This window comes from Streptomyces sp. NPDC037126 (genome assembly GCF_055605965.1).
This window is the reverse complement of record NZ_JBVJTD010000019.1, coordinates 25298-44400: the sequence shown is the minus strand read 5'-3', so window position 1 is coordinate 44400 and position 19103 is coordinate 25298. Positions and strand designations below refer to the sequence as shown.

At 72.9% G+C, this 19103-nt stretch carries 18 protein-coding genes; 7 read left to right on the top strand and 11 right to left on the bottom strand.

Features of this window, described 5'->3' with window-relative positions; genetic code table 11:
- Window positions 1-41: 41 nt before the first annotated feature.
- On the top strand, window positions 42-737 hold the full coding sequence (gene def, locus ACZ7FF_RS33065; RefSeq protein WP_470816930.1) for a peptide deformylase: 696 nt from the start codon (window positions 42-44) through the stop codon (window positions 735-737).
- A 47-nt stretch (window positions 738-784) separates the two neighbouring features.
- Here the strand turns inward: def and ACZ7FF_RS33060 are convergent, their stop codons facing one another.
- Window positions 785-2119: a geranylgeranyl reductase family protein gene (locus ACZ7FF_RS33060; RefSeq protein ID WP_470816928.1), complete on the bottom strand. Its 1335-nt coding sequence runs from the start codon at window positions 2117-2119 to the stop codon at window positions 785-787.
- 47 nt (window positions 2120-2166) lie between these two features.
- Here ACZ7FF_RS33060 and ACZ7FF_RS33055 point away from each other — a divergent pair, with 47 nt between their 5' ends.
- Together ACZ7FF_RS33055 and ACZ7FF_RS33050 are read left to right on the top strand one after the other, a co-directional pair.
- Window positions 2167-2685 carry a GNAT family N-acetyltransferase gene (locus tag ACZ7FF_RS33055; protein ID WP_470816927.1) on the top strand — a complete coding sequence of 173 codons (519 nt, stop codon included), beginning with the start codon at window positions 2167-2169 and terminating at the stop codon, window positions 2683-2685.
- 82 nt (window positions 2686-2767) lie between these two features.
- Window positions 2768-3103 carry a PASTA domain-containing protein gene (locus tag ACZ7FF_RS33050; RefSeq protein ID WP_470816925.1) on the top strand — a complete coding sequence of 112 codons (336 nt, stop codon included), beginning with the start codon at window positions 2768-2770 and terminating at the stop codon, window positions 3101-3103.
- Window positions 3104-3118: 15 nt separating this feature from the next.
- Here ACZ7FF_RS33050 and ACZ7FF_RS33045 read toward each other — a convergent pair whose 3' ends face one another.
- Window positions 3119-3814 (bottom strand): demethylmenaquinone methyltransferase, encoded by a 696-nt coding sequence (locus tag ACZ7FF_RS33045; protein WP_470816924.1) that lies wholly within the window; start codon window positions 3812-3814, stop codon window positions 3119-3121.
- A 427-nt stretch (window positions 3815-4241) separates the two neighbouring features.
- Here ACZ7FF_RS33045 and ACZ7FF_RS33040 point away from each other — a divergent pair, with 427 nt between their 5' ends.
- A complete protein-coding gene (locus tag ACZ7FF_RS33040; RefSeq protein ID WP_470816922.1) occupies window positions 4242-5153 on the top strand; it encodes a glycoside hydrolase family 18 protein in 912 nt (303 codons plus the stop codon).
- Between the two features lie 42 nt (window positions 5154-5195).
- Here the strand turns inward: ACZ7FF_RS33040 and ACZ7FF_RS33035 are convergent, their stop codons facing one another.
- From ACZ7FF_RS33035 to ACZ7FF_RS33015, 5 genes are all read right to left on the bottom strand, one after another.
- The gene (locus tag ACZ7FF_RS33035) at window positions 5196-5795 is read right to left on the bottom strand and encodes a hypothetical protein (RefSeq protein WP_470816920.1); all 600 of its coding nucleotides are present in this window, start codon (window positions 5793-5795) and stop codon (window positions 5196-5198) included.
- A 69-nt stretch (window positions 5796-5864) separates the two neighbouring features.
- Window positions 5865-7064 (bottom strand): cyclic dehypoxanthinyl futalosine synthase, encoded by a 1200-nt coding sequence (mqnC, locus tag ACZ7FF_RS33030; protein ID WP_470816919.1) that lies wholly within the window; start codon window positions 7062-7064, stop codon window positions 5865-5867.
- Between the two features lie 93 nt (window positions 7065-7157).
- On the bottom strand, window positions 7158-7913 hold the full coding sequence (locus tag ACZ7FF_RS33025) for a prepilin peptidase (protein ID WP_470816917.1): 756 nt from the start codon (window positions 7911-7913) through the stop codon (window positions 7158-7160).
- Window positions 7910-9925: a serine/threonine-protein kinase gene (locus ACZ7FF_RS33020; protein WP_470817116.1), complete on the bottom strand. Its 2016-nt coding sequence runs from the start codon at window positions 9923-9925 to the stop codon at window positions 7910-7912. The genes ACZ7FF_RS33025 and ACZ7FF_RS33020 overlap by 4 nt, the downstream gene beginning before the upstream one ends.
- 283 nt (window positions 9926-10208) lie before the next feature.
- Complete coding sequence (locus ACZ7FF_RS33015) at window positions 10209-11057, bottom strand: menaquinone biosynthetic enzyme MqnA/MqnD family protein (protein ID WP_470816915.1); 849 nt, start codon at window positions 11055-11057, stop codon at window positions 10209-10211.
- A gap of 285 nt (window positions 11058-11342) precedes the next feature.
- Here ACZ7FF_RS33015 and ACZ7FF_RS33010 point away from each other — a divergent pair, with 285 nt between their 5' ends.
- From ACZ7FF_RS33010 to ACZ7FF_RS33000, 3 genes are all read left to right on the top strand, one after another.
- Window positions 11343-11546 carry a cold-shock protein gene (locus ACZ7FF_RS33010; RefSeq protein ID WP_003974443.1) on the top strand — a complete coding sequence of 68 codons (204 nt, stop codon included), beginning with the start codon at window positions 11343-11345 and terminating at the stop codon, window positions 11544-11546.
- A gap of 229 nt (window positions 11547-11775) precedes the next feature.
- Window positions 11776-12465 (top strand): class I SAM-dependent methyltransferase, encoded by a 690-nt coding sequence (locus ACZ7FF_RS33005; protein ID WP_470816914.1) that lies wholly within the window; start codon window positions 11776-11778, stop codon window positions 12463-12465.
- Window positions 12466-12634: 169 nt separating this feature from the next.
- Window positions 12635-12838 carry a hypothetical protein gene (locus ACZ7FF_RS33000; protein ID WP_470816913.1) on the top strand — a complete coding sequence of 68 codons (204 nt, stop codon included), beginning with the start codon at window positions 12635-12637 and terminating at the stop codon, window positions 12836-12838.
- 150 nt (window positions 12839-12988) lie between these two features.
- Here the strand turns inward: ACZ7FF_RS33000 and ACZ7FF_RS32995 are convergent, their stop codons facing one another.
- The 4 genes from ACZ7FF_RS32995 to ACZ7FF_RS32980 all read right to left on the bottom strand — a co-directional run bounded on the left by ACZ7FF_RS32995 (window position 12989) and on the right by ACZ7FF_RS32980 (window position 19046).
- On the bottom strand, window positions 12989-16009 hold the full coding sequence (locus tag ACZ7FF_RS32995) for an AfsR/SARP family transcriptional regulator (protein ID WP_470816911.1): 3021 nt from the start codon (window positions 16007-16009) through the stop codon (window positions 12989-12991).
- Window positions 16010-16180: 171 nt separating this feature from the next.
- Window positions 16181-16975, bottom strand: coding sequence for an AfsR/SARP family transcriptional regulator (locus ACZ7FF_RS32990; RefSeq protein WP_470816910.1), 795 nt, complete (start codon window positions 16973-16975; stop codon window positions 16181-16183).
- A gap of 114 nt (window positions 16976-17089) precedes the next feature.
- Window positions 17090-17905 (bottom strand): hypothetical protein, encoded by an 816-nt coding sequence (locus ACZ7FF_RS32985; RefSeq protein WP_470816908.1) that lies wholly within the window; start codon window positions 17903-17905, stop codon window positions 17090-17092.
- Between the two features lie 217 nt (window positions 17906-18122).
- Entirely contained in the window at window positions 18123-19046 is a 924-nt protein-coding gene (locus tag ACZ7FF_RS32980) for a LysR family transcriptional regulator (protein ID WP_470816906.1), read from the bottom strand.
- Between the last annotated feature and the right edge of the window lie 57 nt (window positions 19047-19103).

The window sequence follows — 19103 nt, the reverse complement described above, 5'->3', positions numbered from 1 at the left end:
CCGCCGGACGGCGGCCGTCAACGGACGAAGGAGACAGCGCGATGCCACGCGTGTTCGTGCAGGGAAGCCCCGTCGAGCAGTTCCCCCGCCACGCCCCCGAGGCCGGGCGCGGAGCGGTGCGCCGGATCACGGAGGTCGGCGAGGAGGTGCTGCACAGGCCGTGCCGGGACGTCACGGAGTTCGGGCCCGACCTCGCCGCCCTGGTGGACGACATGTTCCTCACCATGTACGTCGCCGACGGGGCGGGACTCGCGGCGAACCAGGTCGGGGCCGATCTACGCCTTTTCGTGTACGACTGCCTCGATGACGATGGAAACCGGCATGTCGGACACATCGTCAATCCCGTGCTGGAGACGCCCCTGAGCGGCCGACGGCTGCTGGGCGAGGGCGAGGGGTGCCTGTCGGTGCCGGGCGCCGTGATGACCCTTCCCAGGCCGGACCGGGCCGTCGTACGGGGGCAGGACAGGGACGGCGACGCCCTTGCCGTCGAGGGCACTGGGTACTTCGCGCGGTGCCTCGCCCATGAGACCGACCACACCGACGGGTACATCTACCTGGATCGGCTCTCCAAGCGGGAGAAAAAGGACGCGCTGCTGCAGATGGCGGCCCGGCGGGACGAGGTGTACGCCCGCCGGGCCGCCAAGGCCGCCTCGCTCAGCGCCCAGGGCCTGTCGTTCGGATCATGCCGCGCGGCGCGGGGTGTGGCACGCGCATCACACCCCGCCCGGGTCGTCTGACGACGCACCGTGGGCCAAGCCGACCTGATCCGAACGACAGGCCCTGGTCACGCCTTCGGGGCCACCTTGCTCAGGCCGTTGATGATGCGGTCCATCGCGTCGCCGCCCGTCGGGTCGGTGAGGTTGGCCAGCAGCTTCAGGGTGAACTTCATCAGCATCGGGTGGGTCAGGCCGCGCTGGGCGGCGATCTGCATGACCTTCGGGTTGCCGATGAGCTTCACGAAGGCGCGGCCGAGCGAGTAGTAGCCGCCGTAGGTGTCCTTGAGGACGCGCGGGTAGCGCTGCAGGGCGATCTCGCGCTGGGCGGGCGTGGCCCGCGCGTGGGCCTGGACGACGACGTCGGCGGCGAGCTGGCCGGACTCCATGGCGTAGGCGATGCCCTCGCCGTTGAAGGGATTCACCAGGCCGCCCGCGTCGCCGACGAGCAGCAGGCCCTTCGTGTAGTGGGGCTGGCGGTTGAAGGCCATGGGGAGGGCGGCGCCGCGGATCGGGCCGGTCATGTTCTCGGGGGTGTAGCCCCAGTCCTCCGGCATCGAGGCGCACCAGGCCTTGAGGATCTCGCGCCAGTCCAGCTCCTTGAAGGAGGCGGAGGTGTTGAGGACGCCGAGGCCGACGTTGGAGGTGCCGTCGCCCATGCCGAAGATCCAGCCGTAGCCGGGCAGCAGGCGGTCCTGGGAGCCGCGCCGGTCCCACAGCTCCAGCCAGGACTCCAGGTAGTCGTCCTCGTGGCGGGGGCTCTCGAAGTACGTCCGGACCGCGACGCCCATCGGGCGGTCCTCGCGGCGGTGCAGGCCCATCGCGAGGGAGAGCCGGGTGGAGTTGCCGTCGGCGGCGACGACGAGCGGCGCGTGGAAGGTGACCTCGCGCTTCTCCTCGCCGAGCTTGGCGGTGACGCCGGTGATGCGGCCGGTGCGGGCGTCGATGACGGGGCCGCTCACGTTGCAGCGCTCGTGGAGGCGGGCGCCCGCCTTCTGGGCGTTGCGGGCGAGCTGCTCGTCGAAGTCGTCGCGCTTGCGGACGAGTCCGTAGTTCGGGAAGGAGGCCAGATCCGGCCAGTCCAGCTGGAGGCGGGAGCCGCCGCCGATGATGCGCAGGCCCTTGTTGCGCAGCCAGCCGGCCTCCTCGGAGATGTCGATGCCCATGGCCACGAGCTGCTTGACCGCGCGCGGGGTGAGGCCGTCGCCGCACACCTTCTCGCGCGGGAACTCGGTCTTCTCCAGGAGCAGGACGTCGAGACCGGCCTTGGCGAGGTGGTACGCGGTCGTGGAGCCGGCTGGCCCCGCGCCGACGACGATCACATCGGCGGTGTGGCCGGAGAGGGGCTCGGTCACGGCGGGATCTCCCCAAGGTTCGAAATCTGCGTGCCGACCGGCACTGGACATGGGCAGTCTATTCAGCAGAATTGATCACCCGGCTGAAGGGCTGCCCTGTGAACCGACCTCTCCCCGCGGTACGGCTGCGCGTTCCCACCCATGAGGACGCGGTGGCCTGGCACCGGGTCTTCGACGACCGCGAGGTCATGGAGTTCTACGGCGGCGGACCGGCCTCCCTGTCGGTCTACGAGGAACTCACCGCGCGCCAGCGGCGGCACGACGCGGAACTCGGCTTCTGCCTGTGGACCTTGCTGGACGAGTCCGGGGAGGTCATCGGCTTCACCGGCGCCCAGCCCTGGCGGCCCAAGTGGGGTCCGGTCGGCGAGGTGGAGATCGGCTGGCGGCTCGGCCGGGCGTACTGGGGCAGGGGTTATGTCACGGCGGCGGCGCGCGAGACCCTGGAACGGGTGCGGGCGGCGGGCCTGTCGGGGGTGGTGGCCATGGTGCGGCCGGGCAACGAGCGGTCGATCGCGGTGACCCGGCGGCTCGGCATGGAGCCGGCGGAGACCTACCCGCACCCCACCCTGGACGAGTCTGCACTCTGCTTCCGACTCGCCCTCAATCACGCAAAGTAGTCAACTGTCACAGAAAGACACCGGCGCCTTCCGGGCGGCGGGCACGGGAGTTACCCTGCCAGTACCGCTGGGGGTGACATCTGTGCGCATAACACCCAAAACACCTGAAGTACGCGTTCCACGTCTGGTCGGTCTGATGGCCGTGGACGCGCGCGAAACGGCCCGGGCGCGGGGCCTGTTCCTCAACGCGCCGGACCGCCCCGACTTCCTGCGCACCGTCGTGGACTACGTCGTACGCCAGTATCCGCAGCCCGGCGCCGAGGTGCCGCCGGACTCGATGGTGTACGTGTGGTTCGACTTCGGTGAGGGCGAGGGCGGCGGGGGCGTACGTGAGCCACGCATCCCGCGGCCGCCCACGGGCGGGATGCAGCGCGAACTGGGCGAGCCCGGGGACGCCTTCGAGATGATCGACCGGTGAGCCGCCGGCGGGTGCTCAGCTCTCCTTGAATCCCCGGTGCAGCGCGACCACGCCGCCGGTGAGGTTGCGCCACGCCACCCTGGACCAGCCGGCCTTCCGCAGCCGCTCGGCGAGGGCGGGCTGGTCGGGCCAGGCGCGGATGGACTCGGCGAGGTAGACGTACGCGTCCGGGTTGGAGGACACCGCGCGCGCGACGGGCGGCAGGGCGCGCATCAGGTACTCGGTGTAGACGGTCCGGAAGGGCGCCCAGGTCGGGTGCGAGAACTCGCAGATCACCACGCGGCCACCGGGGCGGGTGACCCGGTGCATCTCCCGCAGGGCCGTGTCGAAGTCCTGCACGTTGCGCAGACCGAAGGAGATCGTCACGGCGTCGAAGGTGTCGTCCTTGAACGGCAGCCTCGTCGCGTCGCCGGCCGTGAACGGCAGCCAGCCGTGGTTCCTCTTGCCCACCTGGAGCATCCCCAGGGAGAAGTCGCAGGGGACGACGTAGGCGCCCGTCCGCGCGAAGGGCAGCGAGGAAGTGGCGGTGCCGGCCGCGAGGTCGAGGACCTTCTGGGCGGGCCGTGCGTCGACCGCCTGCGCCACCTCCTTGCGCCAGCGCCGGTCCTGTCCGAGGGACAGCACGTCGTTGGTCAGGTCGTACCGTTCCGCCACGTTGTCGAACATCGAGGCGACTTCGTGCGGCTGCTTGTCCAAGGATGCGCGGGTCACCCGCTCATTGTTGCAGCCCGCCCTCACGGCGGGAGCCGGGGCTTCACGCGTGCCGCGACGTCCTCCACCCGACCGCACGCGAGCAGGAGCGCGAGGGCGGGAATGCCACGGGGCCGCCGGAGCGCCGCGACCCTGGCTGCCGCACGTTCGACGCGGGTGGGGGCGCGCCCGCGGCCGTGGAGGGGGGGACGTCGGAGCGGCCATGACCACCGCCGCACTCCGGTCGGTCGGCGCCCGCGGGGGCGGAGACGGATTCGGACGGGAACGGGGACGGGGCGCCGATGTTTGCGGTGGCGACCACGCCCGACGGTGCGCATTCCGATGGCGGGAGAAGCGCGGCGCGGCCCACGGTTCCGCGAGAGATTCCCGGGAGGCAAACCCTGTGTCCCTTTTTGCGGCAGGCGTCACGAGAACGGGTGCATACACGATGAAGGATTCCTGGAGACCGACAGCAGGATTTGCTTTCGCATTTGCGTTGGCATCCGGCTGTTCCGTAGAAACCGGGTCCAAGGCACACAGCCCCGCGTACGCCCCCTATGTCAGCGCGACCGACGCCTCGGCCACCGACTCCGCCGGGGCCCCGGCGGCGTACAACCTCGCCTTCGTCATCCTCGCCTTCGTCATCGCCGGCGGCAGCGGCTGCACGCCCAAGTGGGACGGCTCCGAGGCGATCGGCGACTCCGCGGTGAAGTCCCGTGTCACGAAGCTGAAGAAGGACGGCGCCGACGTCCGCGTCTCCTTCGGCGGGGCCTCCGGCAAGGAGATGGCCGCCGTCTGCCACAGTGCCCCCGCGCTGGCCGCCGCGTACGCGCGGGCGCTGGACGCGGTCGGCGCCACCGAGGCCGACTTCGACATCGAGGGCGACGGACTGGCCGATTCCGCCTCGGTGGCCCTGCGTTCACGCGCGATTGCCCGGCTGCAGAAGGAACCACCCGGCCTGGACGTCTCCTTCACCCTGCCGGTGATGCCCTCGGGCCTCGACCCGGACGGCCTCGCGCTGCTGGAGTCCGCGAACCGGTACGACGTCCAGGTCTCCACCGTCAACCTGATGACCATGAACTACGGCGAGTCGTACTCCGGTGACATGGCGGGCTACGCCCTCGCCTCCGCGAAGGCCGCCCACGCCCAGCTGAGGAAGCACGGGGAGACCTTCACGCTCGCCGACGCCGCGCGGGTACGGAAGTTCGCCGAGGACAAGGAGATCGCCTGGGTGTCGATGTGGTCCGCGTTCCGCGACCGGGCCTGCGCGGCCGGGAAGTCCGGGCGGGACGACGCGGCGACCGACTGCAGTGGCGTGAGCGAGCGTTCGGGCGCCTTCGCGCGGGCGTTCGCGGGCTGACCCGGCCCGCCCCGGCAGGAGGGCAGGGGGCGGGAGCCGTGGTCAGCGGCCGCGGTACACCAGGCGTCCGCCGATCACGGTCGCCACACAGGTCCCGGCGCCACGCCGGACCAGCTCGGCGCGGTCCCCGACGTCGAACACCGCGAACCGGGCGGGACCGCCCGGCACCAGCGCCGGCAGCAGGATCAGCGGGGTCGGGGACAGCGCCGCCGGGCCCGGCAGCCGGTCCGGCCGCCGCCCCACCGCGAGTCCGGCCCTGCGCACCGCGTCGACCGCGGCCCGCGACCGCAGCTCGCCGGCCACCGCCACCGTGCCGTGCGCCAGCATCCGCTGCACCCCGCGCCGCGCGCTGGCGCCGAGGCGGGCGGGGTCGGCGCGGAAGATCTCCTGCGCCCGCCGCCCGCCGATGGGCTTGGTGCCGAGGGCGTCGGCCTCGCGCGGGTCGGGGTGGTACGTGGCCTCAAGCAGCTCCGGGCCGTACGGGTTCAGCAGCCCCGGAGTCAGGATGCCGGGCCAGCGCCGCAGCTTCGCCCGGGGCTCGGCGTCGGCCAGTTCCTCGTACCGGCCGACGGCGGCGACGGACGCCCCGTCCACCAGTACCGCCGTCTCCGGCGACTGCTCGGCGACGTGAAGTGTCAGCACGGGACCCCTGGTCGGCTCTGGGTGGGACAGGGGCGGCTCCGGTCGGACCGCCCCGCTGATCGGCCCGGACTAGCTGGAAGCGAGCAGCTTCAGCTCGGGATGGGCCGTCCCGCCCGCGATCGCCGTGGACGAGATGTGCGACATCACGCGCTCGTCGACGGGGTCGTTCGCCGGGTCGTCGTGGACGACGAGGTGCTCGTACGTCGTGGCGCGCTGCGCCGGGACGCGGCCCGCCTTGCGGATCAGGTCGATGATCTCCATGCGGTTCGAGCGGTGCTTGGCACCGGCCGAGGAGACCACGTTCTCCTCCAGCATGATCGAGCCGAGGTCGTCCGCGCCGTAGTGCAGCGACAGCTGGCCGACCTCCTTGCCCGTGGTGAGCCAGGAGCCCTGGATGTGCTGGACGTTGTCGAGGAAGAGGCGGGCGATCGCGATCATCCGCAGGTACTCGAACAGGGTCGCCTGGGTACGGCCCTTCAGGTGGTTGTTCTCGGGCTGGTAGGTGTACGGGATGAAGGCGCGGAAGCCGCCCGTGCGGTCCTGCACGTCCCGGATCATCCGGAGGTGCTCGATGCGCTCGGCGTTGGTCTCGCCCGTGCCCATCAGCATGGTGGAGGTGGACTCCACGCCCAGCCCGTGCGCGGTCTCCATGATCTCCAGCCAGCGCTCGCCGCTCTCCTTCAGCGGGGCGATGGCCTTGCGGGGCCGCTCGGGCAGGAGTTCGGCGCCGGCGCCCGCGAAGGAGTCAAGGCCCGCCTCGTGGATCCGGGTGATGGCCTCCTCGACCGACACGCCGGAGATGCGGGCCATGTGCTCGATCTCGGACGCGCCCAGCGAGTGGATCACCAGCTGCGGGAAGGCGTCCTTGATGGCCTTGAAGTGCTTCTCGTAGTACTCGACGCCGTAGTCCGGGTGGTGGCCGCCCTGGAACATGATCTGGGTGCCGCCCAGCTCGACGGTCTCCGCGCAGCGGCGCAGGATGTCGTCGAGGTCGCGGGTCCAGCCCTTCTCGGTGTCCTTGGGGGCCGCGTAGAAGGCGCAGAACCTGCACGCCGTGACACACACGTTCGTGTAGTTGATGTTGCGCTCGATGATGTACGTCGCGATGTGCTCGATGCCCGCGTACTTGCGGCGGCGCGCGGCGTCGGCGGCGGCGCCCAGCGCGTGCAGCGGAGCGTCGCGGTAGAGGACGAGCGCCTCCTCGGGCGTGATGCGTCCGCCCGCCGCGGCTCGGTCGAGCACGGACTGGAGGTCGGCCTTCTCGGTCACCGGGCGTCCCTTTCGTCAAGGCTGTGGACGGACCGAACCAGCCTACGCCAGCGCCTTCGAGGCGCGGACCTCAGGCCACTTCGGGCGGGCACGTCAGGCGGCGTACGCGCCGATCAGCAGCCCGGCGAGGGCACCGGCCATGAGGAACGGCCCGAAGGGGACGGCCGTCCTGCGGTCCGCGCGCCGCAGGAGGACGAGCGCGCCGCCGTACAGCGCGCCGAGCAGGAACCCGGCGAAGGCGCCGAGCAGGACCGTGGGCCAGCCGTACCAGCCGAGCACGACGCCCATCCCCACGGCGAGTTTGACGTCGCCGAAGCCCATGCCGGCCGGGTTGATGCGGTACAGCAGGTAGTAGCCGGCGCCGAGCGCGAGCGCGCCGTAGAGCGCGGTGGGCCAGTGACCGGCGTGCTCGGGCAGCAGGGCGGCGAGGCCCAGCAGGACGAGGGCGGCGACCGCGAGGGGCAGGGTCAGCGGGTCGGGCAGGCGCTGCACCCGGAAGTCCACGACGGCCAGGAGCACGCCGATCGGCGCCAGCAGCAGCCACACCGCCAGCTCGGGCCGGGTACCGGTGGCGGCGGCGAGGACGGCGCAGGTGAGGGCGGTGGCGAGCACGAGGAGCGGGGTGGAGGGGGCGTACGGGGTGTACGACGCCTCGTCCTGGGGCCGTACGTCCCCGGGGCACTCGCCGCAGGCCACCCGTCCCAGCCATCCCCGCAGCGGATGGCCGCCCACGCACCGGTCCCGCCAGGGCTCGCCCGGCGGTACGGCGAGGCGGTGGGCGGCGCGGGGCAGCAGCGCGCCCGCCAGTCCGCCCCACAGCAGGGCGACGAGCACCAGGAGCCCCGTCATCCGCCGGCCTTCGACATCCTCGACTCCGGGTTGCCCTCCGCGGTGCTGGACGAGGTGTAGCGCAGGTCGTCGCCGACCGGGGTCAACTCGATCTCGTGCGAGGCAGGGTCGCAGCCCTCGTGGTTGCCCTTCGCGCCGACCGAGGTCGCGCGCAGCTGCGTCTTCGTCACCTTCTTCAGGGTGAGGACGTCGATGCACACGGCGCCGATCTGGTCGGTCTGCTTCAGCCGCCCCAACTCCTCGCCGACGCGCGCCTGGTGCACGGTGAGGTGGAAGGTGCCCATGGGCAGGCTGCCGCCGAGGCCGGTGGCCTGGCCCTCCCATGTGCCGAGGTAGCGGGCCGGGATCGCGCCGGGCCGCGCGCCTCCTGCGGTGGCGCCGTCGCCGTCACTGGCCGCGGCGCTCGGTCCCGGGGTGCGGGCGGCGCCGCTGCCCGCCTCGTCGTCCCCGCCGCCCGCGCCGAACCACGGCTGCAGCAGGACGCCGGCGCCCACGGTCACCGCGGCCAGCGCCCCGGCGACGGCCAGCGCCACCGTGCAGCTCACCCTGCGCCCACGCCCGCTCTCCGTCGGCGCCGAGGTCGCCGCCACGCTCATGGAGACCCGTCCGGGCCGCTGCGCGGGCACGACCGTGGCCGAGTCGGAGGGGGCGCCGGGCACGACGGTGGGGTTGCCGGGCTCGCCGGCCGGCGGGGGCGGGAACCCGTACGCGGTGCCGGGGGCGTCGGTGGGCGGGTGCCCGGGCGCTGTCCGAGGAACTTCGGTGGGCGAGTGCGGGTGGCCGGGGGCGTCCGCCGACGGGTTCGGGAAGCCGGGCGTGGTGCCGGGCGCACCCGGGGGTGGGGTCGCCGGTCCGGCCGCGGCGCCGGGCGCACCAGCGGGCGGGCTCGGGAATCCGGGGGCGGCGGTCGGTGGGCCGCCCTGGTTCATCACGGGGGGCGGGCCGAACACACCGGCGGCGAAGGCGGGTCCGCCCGGACCGGCCGGGGACGGTCCGGGCTCCCCGGCCGGCGGGGGCGTTCCGCTCGGCGAGGGGCCGCAGGCCGGTTCGGGCGTTCCCGGGGAGCCGGTCATCGAGGGGCTGCCGAAGGGGACCGGGCCCGAGGGGGCCGGGTCGGCGGTGTCCAGGTTGAGGAGGTGCACGGCGCTGCGGCTGACCTGTTCCACCAGGGGGCCGGGCAGCCAGCCGCCGGCGACGAGGCGGGCGGCGCCTTCGGGGGCGAGCCGCCGGCCCAGCTCGGCGGGGGTGGGACGGGCCGCCGGGTCCTTGGCCAGGCAGGCCGCCGCGACGTCCCGCAGCTCTCCGCTCAGCGAGCCGAGTTCGGGCTCCTCGTGGACGACCTTGTAGAGCAGCGCGGCCGAGGAGTCACCGGGGAACGGCTGCTCACCGGTCGCCGCGTAGATGAGGACGGCACCCAGGGAGAAGACGTCGGCGGCGCCCGTGGCGCCCTTGCCGAGGATCTGCTCGGGCGCCATGTAGCCCGGGGAGCCGATCGACACGCCGGTGGACGTGAGGGACGCCGTGCCGTCCGTGGCCCGCGCGATGCCGAAGTCGATCAGCAGCGGGCCGTCGAGGGTCAGCAGCACGTTGGACGGCTTCACGTCCCGGTGGACGAGACCCAGGTCGTGTACGGCGGTCAGCGCTTCGGCGAGGCCCGCGCCCAGGGCCCGTACGGTGTGCGCGGGCAGGGGGCCGGCGCCGGTGACGGCCGACGAGAGGGACGGGCCGGCCACGTAGGCGGTGGCGACCCAGGGCACCGGGGCGTCCGGGTCCGCGTCCAGGACCGGCGCGGTCCAGGCGCCGCCGACCCGGCGGGCGGCCTCGACCTCGCGCCGGAACCGGGCGCGGAACTCCTCGTCGAGCGCGAAGTGCGGGTGCACGATCTTCACGGCGACCGTGCGGCCGCCCGCGCTGCGGCCCAGATAGACCCGGCCCATGCCACCGGAGCCGAGCCGGCCGAGCAGCCGGTAGGGCCCGACGGCCACCGGTTCGTCGGCGGCCAGCGGCTGCACGGCCTCCCGCGACCGCCCCGCGCGCCCGGACGACTCGCCCTCACCCGAACGCACGAAATCCCGCGGCCGTTCGGCCGCACCCGGTCTCCCGGCATCACCTGGCCGCCCGGCCGCACCTGGTCTCCCGGCGTCCCGGAGCCCCTCGGGCGTACCCGGCCACGCGGCGCCACGGTTCCCGGTGTCACCCGGCCGTTGCGCCTCACCGGACCGCTCCGCGTCCCCCGGCTGCATGGTGTCCACCGTTCCCCCGCTCCCCGACGCCCGGTGCACCGCAGCGTAGTGATTAGGGCTGGAGCAGATCCACCTTCACGTCCGCCGGGAAGCCGGTCGTGGGGCCGACGCGGCGGGCGAACTCGGCGACGGCCGCGAGCTGGGGGCCGCCGAAGCGGAAGTCGAGGGTGGTGAAGTACTGCTCCAGGGTCGACTCGTCGAAGGCCTCCCAGCGGGCGGCCTGTTCGGCGACCTTGCCGACCTCTTCGAGGGAGAGGTTGCGGGACTCGAGGAAGGCCTCGTGCACCCTGCGCGTGATCTGCGGCTCGCGCTCCACGTAGTCCCGGCGGGCCGCCCACACGGCGAAGACGAACGGCAGCCCCGTCCACTCCTTCCAGAGCTCGCCGAGGTCGTGCACCTCCAGGCCGTAGCGCGGGCCGTCGTGGAGGTTGGCGCGCAGCGCGGCGTCGCCGATGAGGACGGCGGCGTCGGCCTCCTGCATCATCAGGCTGAGGTCGGGCGGGCAGGTGTAGTAGTCGGGCTGGACGCCGTACCGCTCGGCGAGCAGGAGCTGGGCGAGCCGGACCGAGGTGCGGGAGGTCGAGCCGAGGGCGACCCGGGCGCCGTCGAGCTGGTCCAGCGGGACCTGCGAGACGATCACGCAGGACATCACCGGGCCGTCGCAGCCGACGGCGATGTCCGGGAAGGCCACGAGGTCGTCCGCGTTCTTCAGGAACTCGACCAGGGTGATCGGACCGATGTCGAGGTCGCCCTGCACCAGCTGCTCGCTGAGCTTCTCCGGAGTGTCCTTGGTCAGCTCGAAGTTGAGGAGCGTGCCGGTTCTCGCGAGCCCCCAGTAGAGGGGCAGGCAGTTCAGGAACTGGATGTGGCCGACGCGCGGCCGGGTGCGAGAATTGTCCACATCGCGAGACTAGACCCCGTGCTGTACCGTGCTGGGACCGGCCCCGCCGTCAAACGGGTTACGGACATTCAAACATCCGGGTGAAGTGATCTTGCCCTCTATTGCTTTCGGCTGCCCACATGCTAGGCTCGCCGCAAGTTGCAGTTTGGTTTCCCTTGCAGTACAGAGCCTGCGGAGCATGTGACCGCGGGCTCTCGTCGTTTTCAGACGTATGCAGTCGTGCAGCACCGTTTCGCACTTGCAGGTTCTGGAGCAGGGCAACCCTTTTGAGCCCAAGGAGGGCTTATGGCTACCGGAACCGTGAAGTGGTTCAACGCCGAAAAGGGCTTTGGCTTCATCGCCCAGGAGGGCGGCGGCCCCGACGTCTTCGTCCACTACTCCGCGATCAACGCGCAGGGTTTCCGTTCTCTCGAGGAGAACCAGCAGGTCTCCTTCGACGTGACCCAGGGCCCGAAGGGTCCGCAGGCGGAGAACGTCACCCCCGTCTGATCACTGCCTGATCGCAGAACCTGAGTGCAGTACCCAAGGAGCCCCGCGCCGCCAGGCGATGGGGCTCCTGCCTTTCCCGGGTGCTTTTCCGCCGCCGCTCATTCTCCGTTCGCCGTAAAGGGCGCACCGACGGTCACCGGCAGTGCCCGATTGTGGCGTGGGTCACGTTCGGGCGGGATGCCGTGGGGCGGTGTGGGGTTGTCGGTGGGGGCCGCTACCTTCCGGGCCCATGACCGACACCCAGGACACCCATGACACGCACACCGGGGAGACCGGCACCCGGGACTTCCTGACCGCCACCCGGGCCTTCTACGACGCGATCGCCGAGGACTACGCCGAGCGCTTCCGGGGCCACATGGCCCGTACGCCGCTGGAGCGGGCGCTGCTCGGCGCGTTCGCCGAACTCGTGGGGCCCGGCGGGCCGGTGGCCGACCTCGGCTGCGGCCCCGGGCAGGTCACCGCGCACCTCGCCGCCCTCGGCCTCGACGTCTTCGGGCTCGATCTGTCCGCCTCCATGCTGACCGTGGCCCGGCGCGAGCACCCGGAACTGCGGTTCGAGCAGGGCTCGATGCTGGATCTCCCGTTGCCGGACGGCGCGCTGGCCGGGGCCGTCTCCTGGTACTCCTCGATCCACACCCCCGTGGACCGACTCCCGGAGCTGTTCCGGGAGTTGCGCCGGGTCCTGGCACCCGGCGGGCACCTGCTGCTGGCGTTCCAGGCCGGAGAGGAGCCCCGCCACCTGGAGGCGCCGTGGGGCCACCCGGTGGCGCTGGACTTCCACCGGCGGCGCCCGGACCACATGGCGCGGCTGCTGGCGGACGCCGGTCTCGTGCTCGGCTCACGCACCGTGCGGGAGCCCGACGAGGCGCTCGACGAGAGCGTCGCACAGGCCTTCCTGTATGCGCGCAAGCCCTCCTGACCCGCCCTGACCAGGGAACTAACCGGTTGAAACCGGGAGTACCGGTGGTCTCCCGGCACCCGGGAACCAGCGGGGAAGGCATGGGGATCGGCTGCGTCGAGCATCGGTCGCGGCGCCGGGGAGGGAGCCCGGCGACCGGAGCACGATCCGTCTCTCACAGGGGGTCCATATGCGCACCATCGCACTGCGTTCGAAGACGGTTCTGGCCGCGCTCGCCGGTGCCGGCGTCCTGGCACTCGGCACCGCCGCGACTGTTCCGACGACCGGGCTTCACCAGGCACTGGTGCGCGACACCGCCGGCCTGACGGGCGTCCACTCGCACTCCGGCCAGGTCCTGGCCGACGACCGCGGCCCGGGTCTCGTCCACTCCTGACCGCAGCCGCAGCCGCAGCCGCAGCCGTACCGCACCACCACACCACCGCACCACCCCACCGCGCCGCCGGCACCGGCCGGGACCCCACCCCACCGGTGCCGTCGCGCATGGCGGGCCGGCCGCCGAGGCGCCTCGGCGGCCCCTCGTGGGCTACAGTCGCCGGCCGGACTCCGTCACACCCATCGCGTCGTACAGCGCCTGCGCGGCCCGGTGGTGGCGCCGGGCCGTCTGCTCGTCGTCGAGGGCCTCGGCCGCCTCCGCCATGCCGTGCAGGGCGCGGGCGACCTCGATGCGGTATCCGTGGCGGGAGGCCAGCTCATGGGCCTGGCCGTGCAGTTCCATCGCGCGGTCGGCGGCGCCGCTGCGCAGATGGACCAGGCCGACCACGTTGGTCACGGTCGCCTGGCGCAGGGCCGTCCCCTCGGCGGAGACCAGGTCCAGGGCGCGCTCGGCGTGCTCGGCGGCCGAGCGCACGTCGCCCAGCCGCTGGCACACCCGCGCCCAGTGGGCGAGGACGACGGCCACGTTCGCGGGTTTGCGGGACTCGTCGCACAGTTCGAGGGCCTGGGCGAGACAGGCACGTGCCCGCTCGTCCTCGCCGGTGCCGAGGTGGGCCAGCGCCAGGAAGGTCAGCGAGTGGATCTCGTTGCTGCGCTCCCCCAGGCGCCGGTTCAGCTCGGTGGCCCGGGCCGCGTACCGGGCGCCCTCGGCGTAGTGGCCCGCCCAGGTCTGCACGGTGCTGAGGTTGACCAGCGCCTGCGCCTCCATCCGGGCCACGCCCAGTTCGTTGTGGAGGGCTATGCCCTGGGCCAGATAGGCGCGGGCCTCGTCGAAGTTGCCGAGCGCGCCGTGCAGCAGGCCGAGGACGTCGAGGCACATGGCCTCGGTGCGCCGGTCGATGCCGCCGGCCAGTTCCAGGCCCTCCTGGGCGGTGGTGATGCCGTCCTGGAAGTCGCCGAGCCACCAGTGGCCCACGGCCAGGTTGCACAGGCTGATGCCGAGCAGCGCCGGGTCGCTGATCTGCCGGCAGGCGCCGACGCCGATGCGGCCGACCACCCGGAACTCCTCGTAGCGTCCGCGCAGGTCCAGGTAGAACAGCAGATTGCGGGCCAGCAGCACGGCCGGCCGGTGCAGGCGCTGGGTGCCGGCCTGGGCCACCACCGCGAGCAGCGCCTCGTACTCCCGGTCGAACCAGCGCAGTGCCTGCTCACCGTCGTCCAGCCGGGGCAGTCCGGGCGCGCCGGCGCGGGCCGGCGGATCGCCGTAGCGGCTGCGCCCGGGGAAGAGCGTCTCGCAGGCCCGGTCGGTGGCCTGGGTGTAGTAGTGGACCAGCCGCTCGACGGCGGCCTCCTCGTCGTCCTCGGCCTCCCGGACGCTCAGCGCGTAGGTGCGCACCAGGTCGTGGAAGCCGTACAGGCCCGCTTCATGCTGTTCGAGCAGGTGGGCGTCGAGCAGGCACTCCAGGAGGTCCTCGGCGTCGTGGCCGCCGGTGCCGAGCAGCGCGGCGGCGGAATGCACGTCGATGGCGCTGCCGGGGTGCAGGCCGAGCAGCCGGAACGCGGCGCGCTGGTCCTCGTCCATCGCCTGGTACGACAGCCGGAGCGTGGCCTCGACACTGCGTTCCCCGGCGCTCAGCTCGCGCAGCCGGCGGGTCTCGTCGGCGAGCCGGTCGACCAGGTACTGCACGGTCCAGCGGGGCCGGTTGCGCAGCCGGGCGGTGGTGATGCGCAGGGCGAGCGGCAGGCCGCCGCAGAGCTGGGCCAGCCGGTCGACGGCCTGGGGTTCGGCGGCGGTGCGGTCGGCGCCCAGCATCCGGGTGAGCAGGGTGGTGCTGTCGTCGGCGGAGAGCAGGCCGAGGGAAAGCCACTCGGACCCGTCCAGGTCGAGCATCCTGACCCGGCTGGTGAGGATCGCCAGGCAGTCCTCGGAGGTGGGGAGCAGCGGCCGGATCTGGGCCGCGTCGGCGGCGTTGTCGAGGAGGAGCAGCAGCTTCCGCTGGGCGGAAACGGTTCGCCAGAAGGTGGTGCGGCGTTCCAGGTCGTCCGGTATCCGGTCGTCCGGTATGCCGAGGGTGCGGAGTAAGGAGTGCAGCACGACCCCCGGTTCCTGGGCCTTCTCGCCGGGGCTGAAGCCGCGCAGGTCGACGAAGAGCTGCCCGTCGGGGTACTCGGGGGCGAGCAGATGGGCGGCGTGCACGGCGAGGGCCGTCTTGCCGCTGCCGCCCATGCCGTCGACGCCGACGATCCGGGTGCCGCCGCCCGACGGGGCCCGGCCCACGGTGAGCACCCGGGCCAGCTCCTCGTCCCGGCCGGTGAAGTCCGGCAGGTCGTAGGGCAGGGTGCAGGGCGCGGGCTCGCTGCCGGAGGGCTGGGTGTACGGGGCGGGTACGAGAAGGGCGGCGCGGTCGGCCACCGACTGCGGCAGACGGGGCGCCACTTCGGGGCTGTCGCGCAGGATCGCCTCGTAGAGCCGGGTGAGCTCGGCGCCCGGGTCGATGCCCAGCTCCTCCACGAGCAGGGCGCGCACCCGGCCGAACTCCTCCAGCGCCTCCGCCTGCCGGCCGGCCCGGTACAGGGCGAGCATCAGCCGGCCGCGCAGGGTCTCCCGCAGCGGGTGGGCGGTGACCAGCTCGCGCAGCGGGCCCACGAGTTCGCCGGACTGGCCGAGTTCCAGCTGGAGCTCGAAGTACTGCTCGGCGACGGCCATGTGCCGCTCCTCCAGGGCCGCGGAGGCCGCGGAGATCACCGAGCCGCCCCCGCCCGCCATGACCTGGCCCCGCCACAGGTCCAGGCAGGCCCGCAGATGACCGACCGCCTCCTCGGGCCGGCCGGCCGACACCGCCTGCCGGGCCTGCCGGGCCCACTGGGTGAACTCGTGCAGGTCCAGCTGCTGTTCACCGAGGACGGCCCGGTACCCGGCGCCGTCGGTGACGATCAGCGAGGCGCCGTCCGGTATGCGGGTGCGCAGCGCGGCGACGGACTTGCGGACCTGGTGACTCGCCGTCTGCGGCGGCTCGTCGTCCCAGGCGGCGGCGACCAGCCGGGACATCGGCACCATGCGGCCGGGCTCCAGCAGCAGGGTGACGAGCACACGCTCCTGGGTCGGACTGCCGAGCCGTAAGCGCCGTTCGCCGTACCAGCCTTCCAACGAACCCAGGATGTTGAACCGCACGACAGGACGACCCGATGCCGCCGATTCCACGAACCCGTCCCCTCCGCCCCGTCGTACCGCCCGGCCCGAGATGTTCGGGTCCACCCTAGGTTGTACCCGAACGAGCAGCACGGAGGAGGCGATTCCGGCTACCTGGGGTGTTGCTCGGTCCCGCCGAACAGCTAACCACCTTCACGCGAGCTGGAGGAGGGTGGCGCGCACATCGCCGGACAGGGCGGGGTCATGTCGGAGGATAGCGCTCTCAACCTTGCGCAGGGCGGGCGAGGGCTGGATGCCGAGTTCCTCGTCCAGCTGGCGGCGCATGCGCCGGAAGACGTCCAGGGCGTCGGCCTGCCGGCCCGAGCAGTACAGGGCGACCATCAGCTGCTCGCAGAAGCGCTCGCGCAGCGGGTGGTTGGAGTGCGCCTCGGCCAGTTCGGCGAGCACGGCCGCGTGGTGGCCGAGCCGCAGCTCGGCGTCGAAGCGCAGCTCCATGGCCCGCATCCGGTACTCCTCGTAGCGGGCGCCGGCCAGCTGGCACAGGGTCCCGCCGGGGAAGCCGCCGAACACCGGCCCGCGCCACAACGCCAGTGCCCCGCCGAGCAGCCGGGCGATGCGCGGGGCGTCGTCCGGCGAGGCCGTCTCCGCGTGCCGTACGGCCCGCACGAACTCGGCGGCGTCCAGCTCGCCCTCGGTCACGGTCAGCCGGTACCCGGAGGGGTGCATGGTGACCCGGGAGGCCGGACGGTCGGGTTCCAGGCCGCGCAGCTTGCGGCGCAGCCGGCTGATGTGCGCCTGCAGGGCGTTGGCCTGGTTGTCGGGCACGGTGTCGCCCCACATCTCCTCGACCAAGCTCTCCCCGGACACCGGCTGCCCCTCGCTGACCAGCAGCGTCTGGACGAGGGTGCGCTGCAGGTCGCCGGAGATCTCCGCAGGACCGGACACGGTACGGATCTGCAGTGCCCCGAGTATCGAGAACCTCAGCATCCTGGCTCCGCCTCCTGTTGACGTCGCTGGCGTCGTCGTCCTTCTTCCGGCGACGTATCAACAGTGCGGTCGTCGTGTACCGGATCGTTCCCGATCCGTTCCCGGTCCCGGTGGTCAGCCGGCCTCGCCCGCGACCAGCGCCTTCAGGCTGGTCACCCGCTGGGCCGCGCCCTCCGGCGAGTCGGCGTGGACGACGAAGTGGCCGGGGCGTCGGGAACCGGGCGGCGAGACGTGCCGGACGTGCGGCAGCACGCCCACCTCGCCGGTCTCCATCCGCCACGGCGGGCTCAGCACGGCCGCCGCGGCGAACCGGCCGGGCCGGACCATGTCGACCAGCCGCCCGGCCAGCACCTGGACGGCCCCGGCCGCCAGGTCGAAGCCGCCGGCCACCTTGAGCAGTTCGGGCACCGGGTCGTCCGCGAGGCCCGCCCGGCAGCCGGTGATCACCGGGCCGCGCCGGGTGAGCGCGACGCCGGTGTGCGCGGGCCCGTACTGGTATCCGGTCAGGTCCAGCAGCGCGGTCACCACCGCGCGCACCTCGGCGGCCGCGTCCTCGGTCAGCGGGGCCGGGTGGAGCAGGCCGTAGGGCATCCGGGCGGTGATCCCGACGGTCTGGTGCATGCCGTGCACGCTCAGCGTCTCCACGGTCAGCCGCAGGGCGCCGGGGGGCGGCCCGGTGTCGGGCGAGAGCCGGTTGTCGCGGACCAGCCGCCGGACGGCGTCCGGATCCGCCAGCAGGCTCAGGGCGCGGGCGGGGTTGACGAACAGCCCGGCCGCGGCGGCCTCCTCCAGAAGGGGGCGCAGCGCAGCCTCGTCGTGCACGTCGACCCGGGCCGAGCGCACTTGGACACCCGTCCGGGCGGCCTCGCGCAGGAGACGCTGGTCCGGGTTCAGCAGGAAGATCCGGCGGACGTCGTTGTCTTCTTTCATGCCTCTGCTCGGGTGACGGAGTCGGCGAGGGTGGAAAGGCAGGCTACGAGTGGGTGTTACCGATCCGGTCCCGGACGGTTCCCTGAGTGGGCGTGGGCCCAAGACGCTCACTTCTTCCCCGTGATGGCAGACCGTGGTCGCGAGTGGAACGTCCCGTACGCTACCCGTTCACCGGCACGTGCCGGGGGCGGATTCACAGCAATCGAACGGGGTCGTCTCAGCGGGTCGTCCGGCCGTCCGGCGAACCTCTGCCGGAGCGTCCGCAGCGTTCACGCACGGTGTCCGCGAAGGCACGGGCGGGCGGGCTGAGCGCGTCCCAGCGGCGCACCGCCCAGCCGACCGGCAGCGGTCTGAGCACCGGCAGCGGCACGAGCCGGAGCGCGCCCTCGCCGGGCACCGGCAGCCCGGGCACGGCGGGTACGACGGCCCGGCCCGCGCCCAGTTCGGCCAGCAGCAGCGCGGTGTCCCAGTCGGCGACGGACGTGTCGTAGGCGAAGCGGACGCCCGCCTCGGCGCAGGCGGCGTCGAGATGGGCGGCGGAGGCGGAGTTCGGCGGCAGCCGGATGAGCGGGATGTCCCGCAGGTCCGCGGCGGCGAGGCTGGGTCCCGCCGCCAGCGGGTCGGCGGCGTGCACGGCGAGCACCCATGGGAGTTCGACCACGGCGTGCTGCTCGATGCCGCGCACGGGCGGGCCGAGGGTGATCCAGGCGAGGTCGAGGGTGCCCTCGGCGAGCGCGTCGAAGCTGCCGCGCCCCGAACTGACCGTGCGGAACTCCAGGTTGACCCGGGGGTGGCGGCGGCGGTAGGTGACGACGGCGTCGGACATGAAGTGCCGGACGGTGGTGGCGCCGGTGGCCACCCGGACCTGCCCGCTGTGCCCGTCGTGCAGGTCGCGCAGCCGCTGTACGGCGAGGTCCAGGCCCGATATGCCCTCGGCGGCGGCCGATTCGAGGATCCGGCCGGCCTGGGTGGGCACGACCCCGCGCGGCTGGCGCTCCAGCAGGGCGACGCCGGTCTCCTTCTCCAGGCGTCTGACGTGCTGGCTGACGGCGGACTGGGTGCGGCCGAGGTCCCGGGCGACGGAGCTGAGGCTGCCGGCGCGGCACACGGCCACGAAGACGCGGAGGTCGTCGAGTGTCACAACTCCCAAGTTTTCCCTGGGGTGTGGCGAGGAAACCCAAGGATTGACTGGATGCGG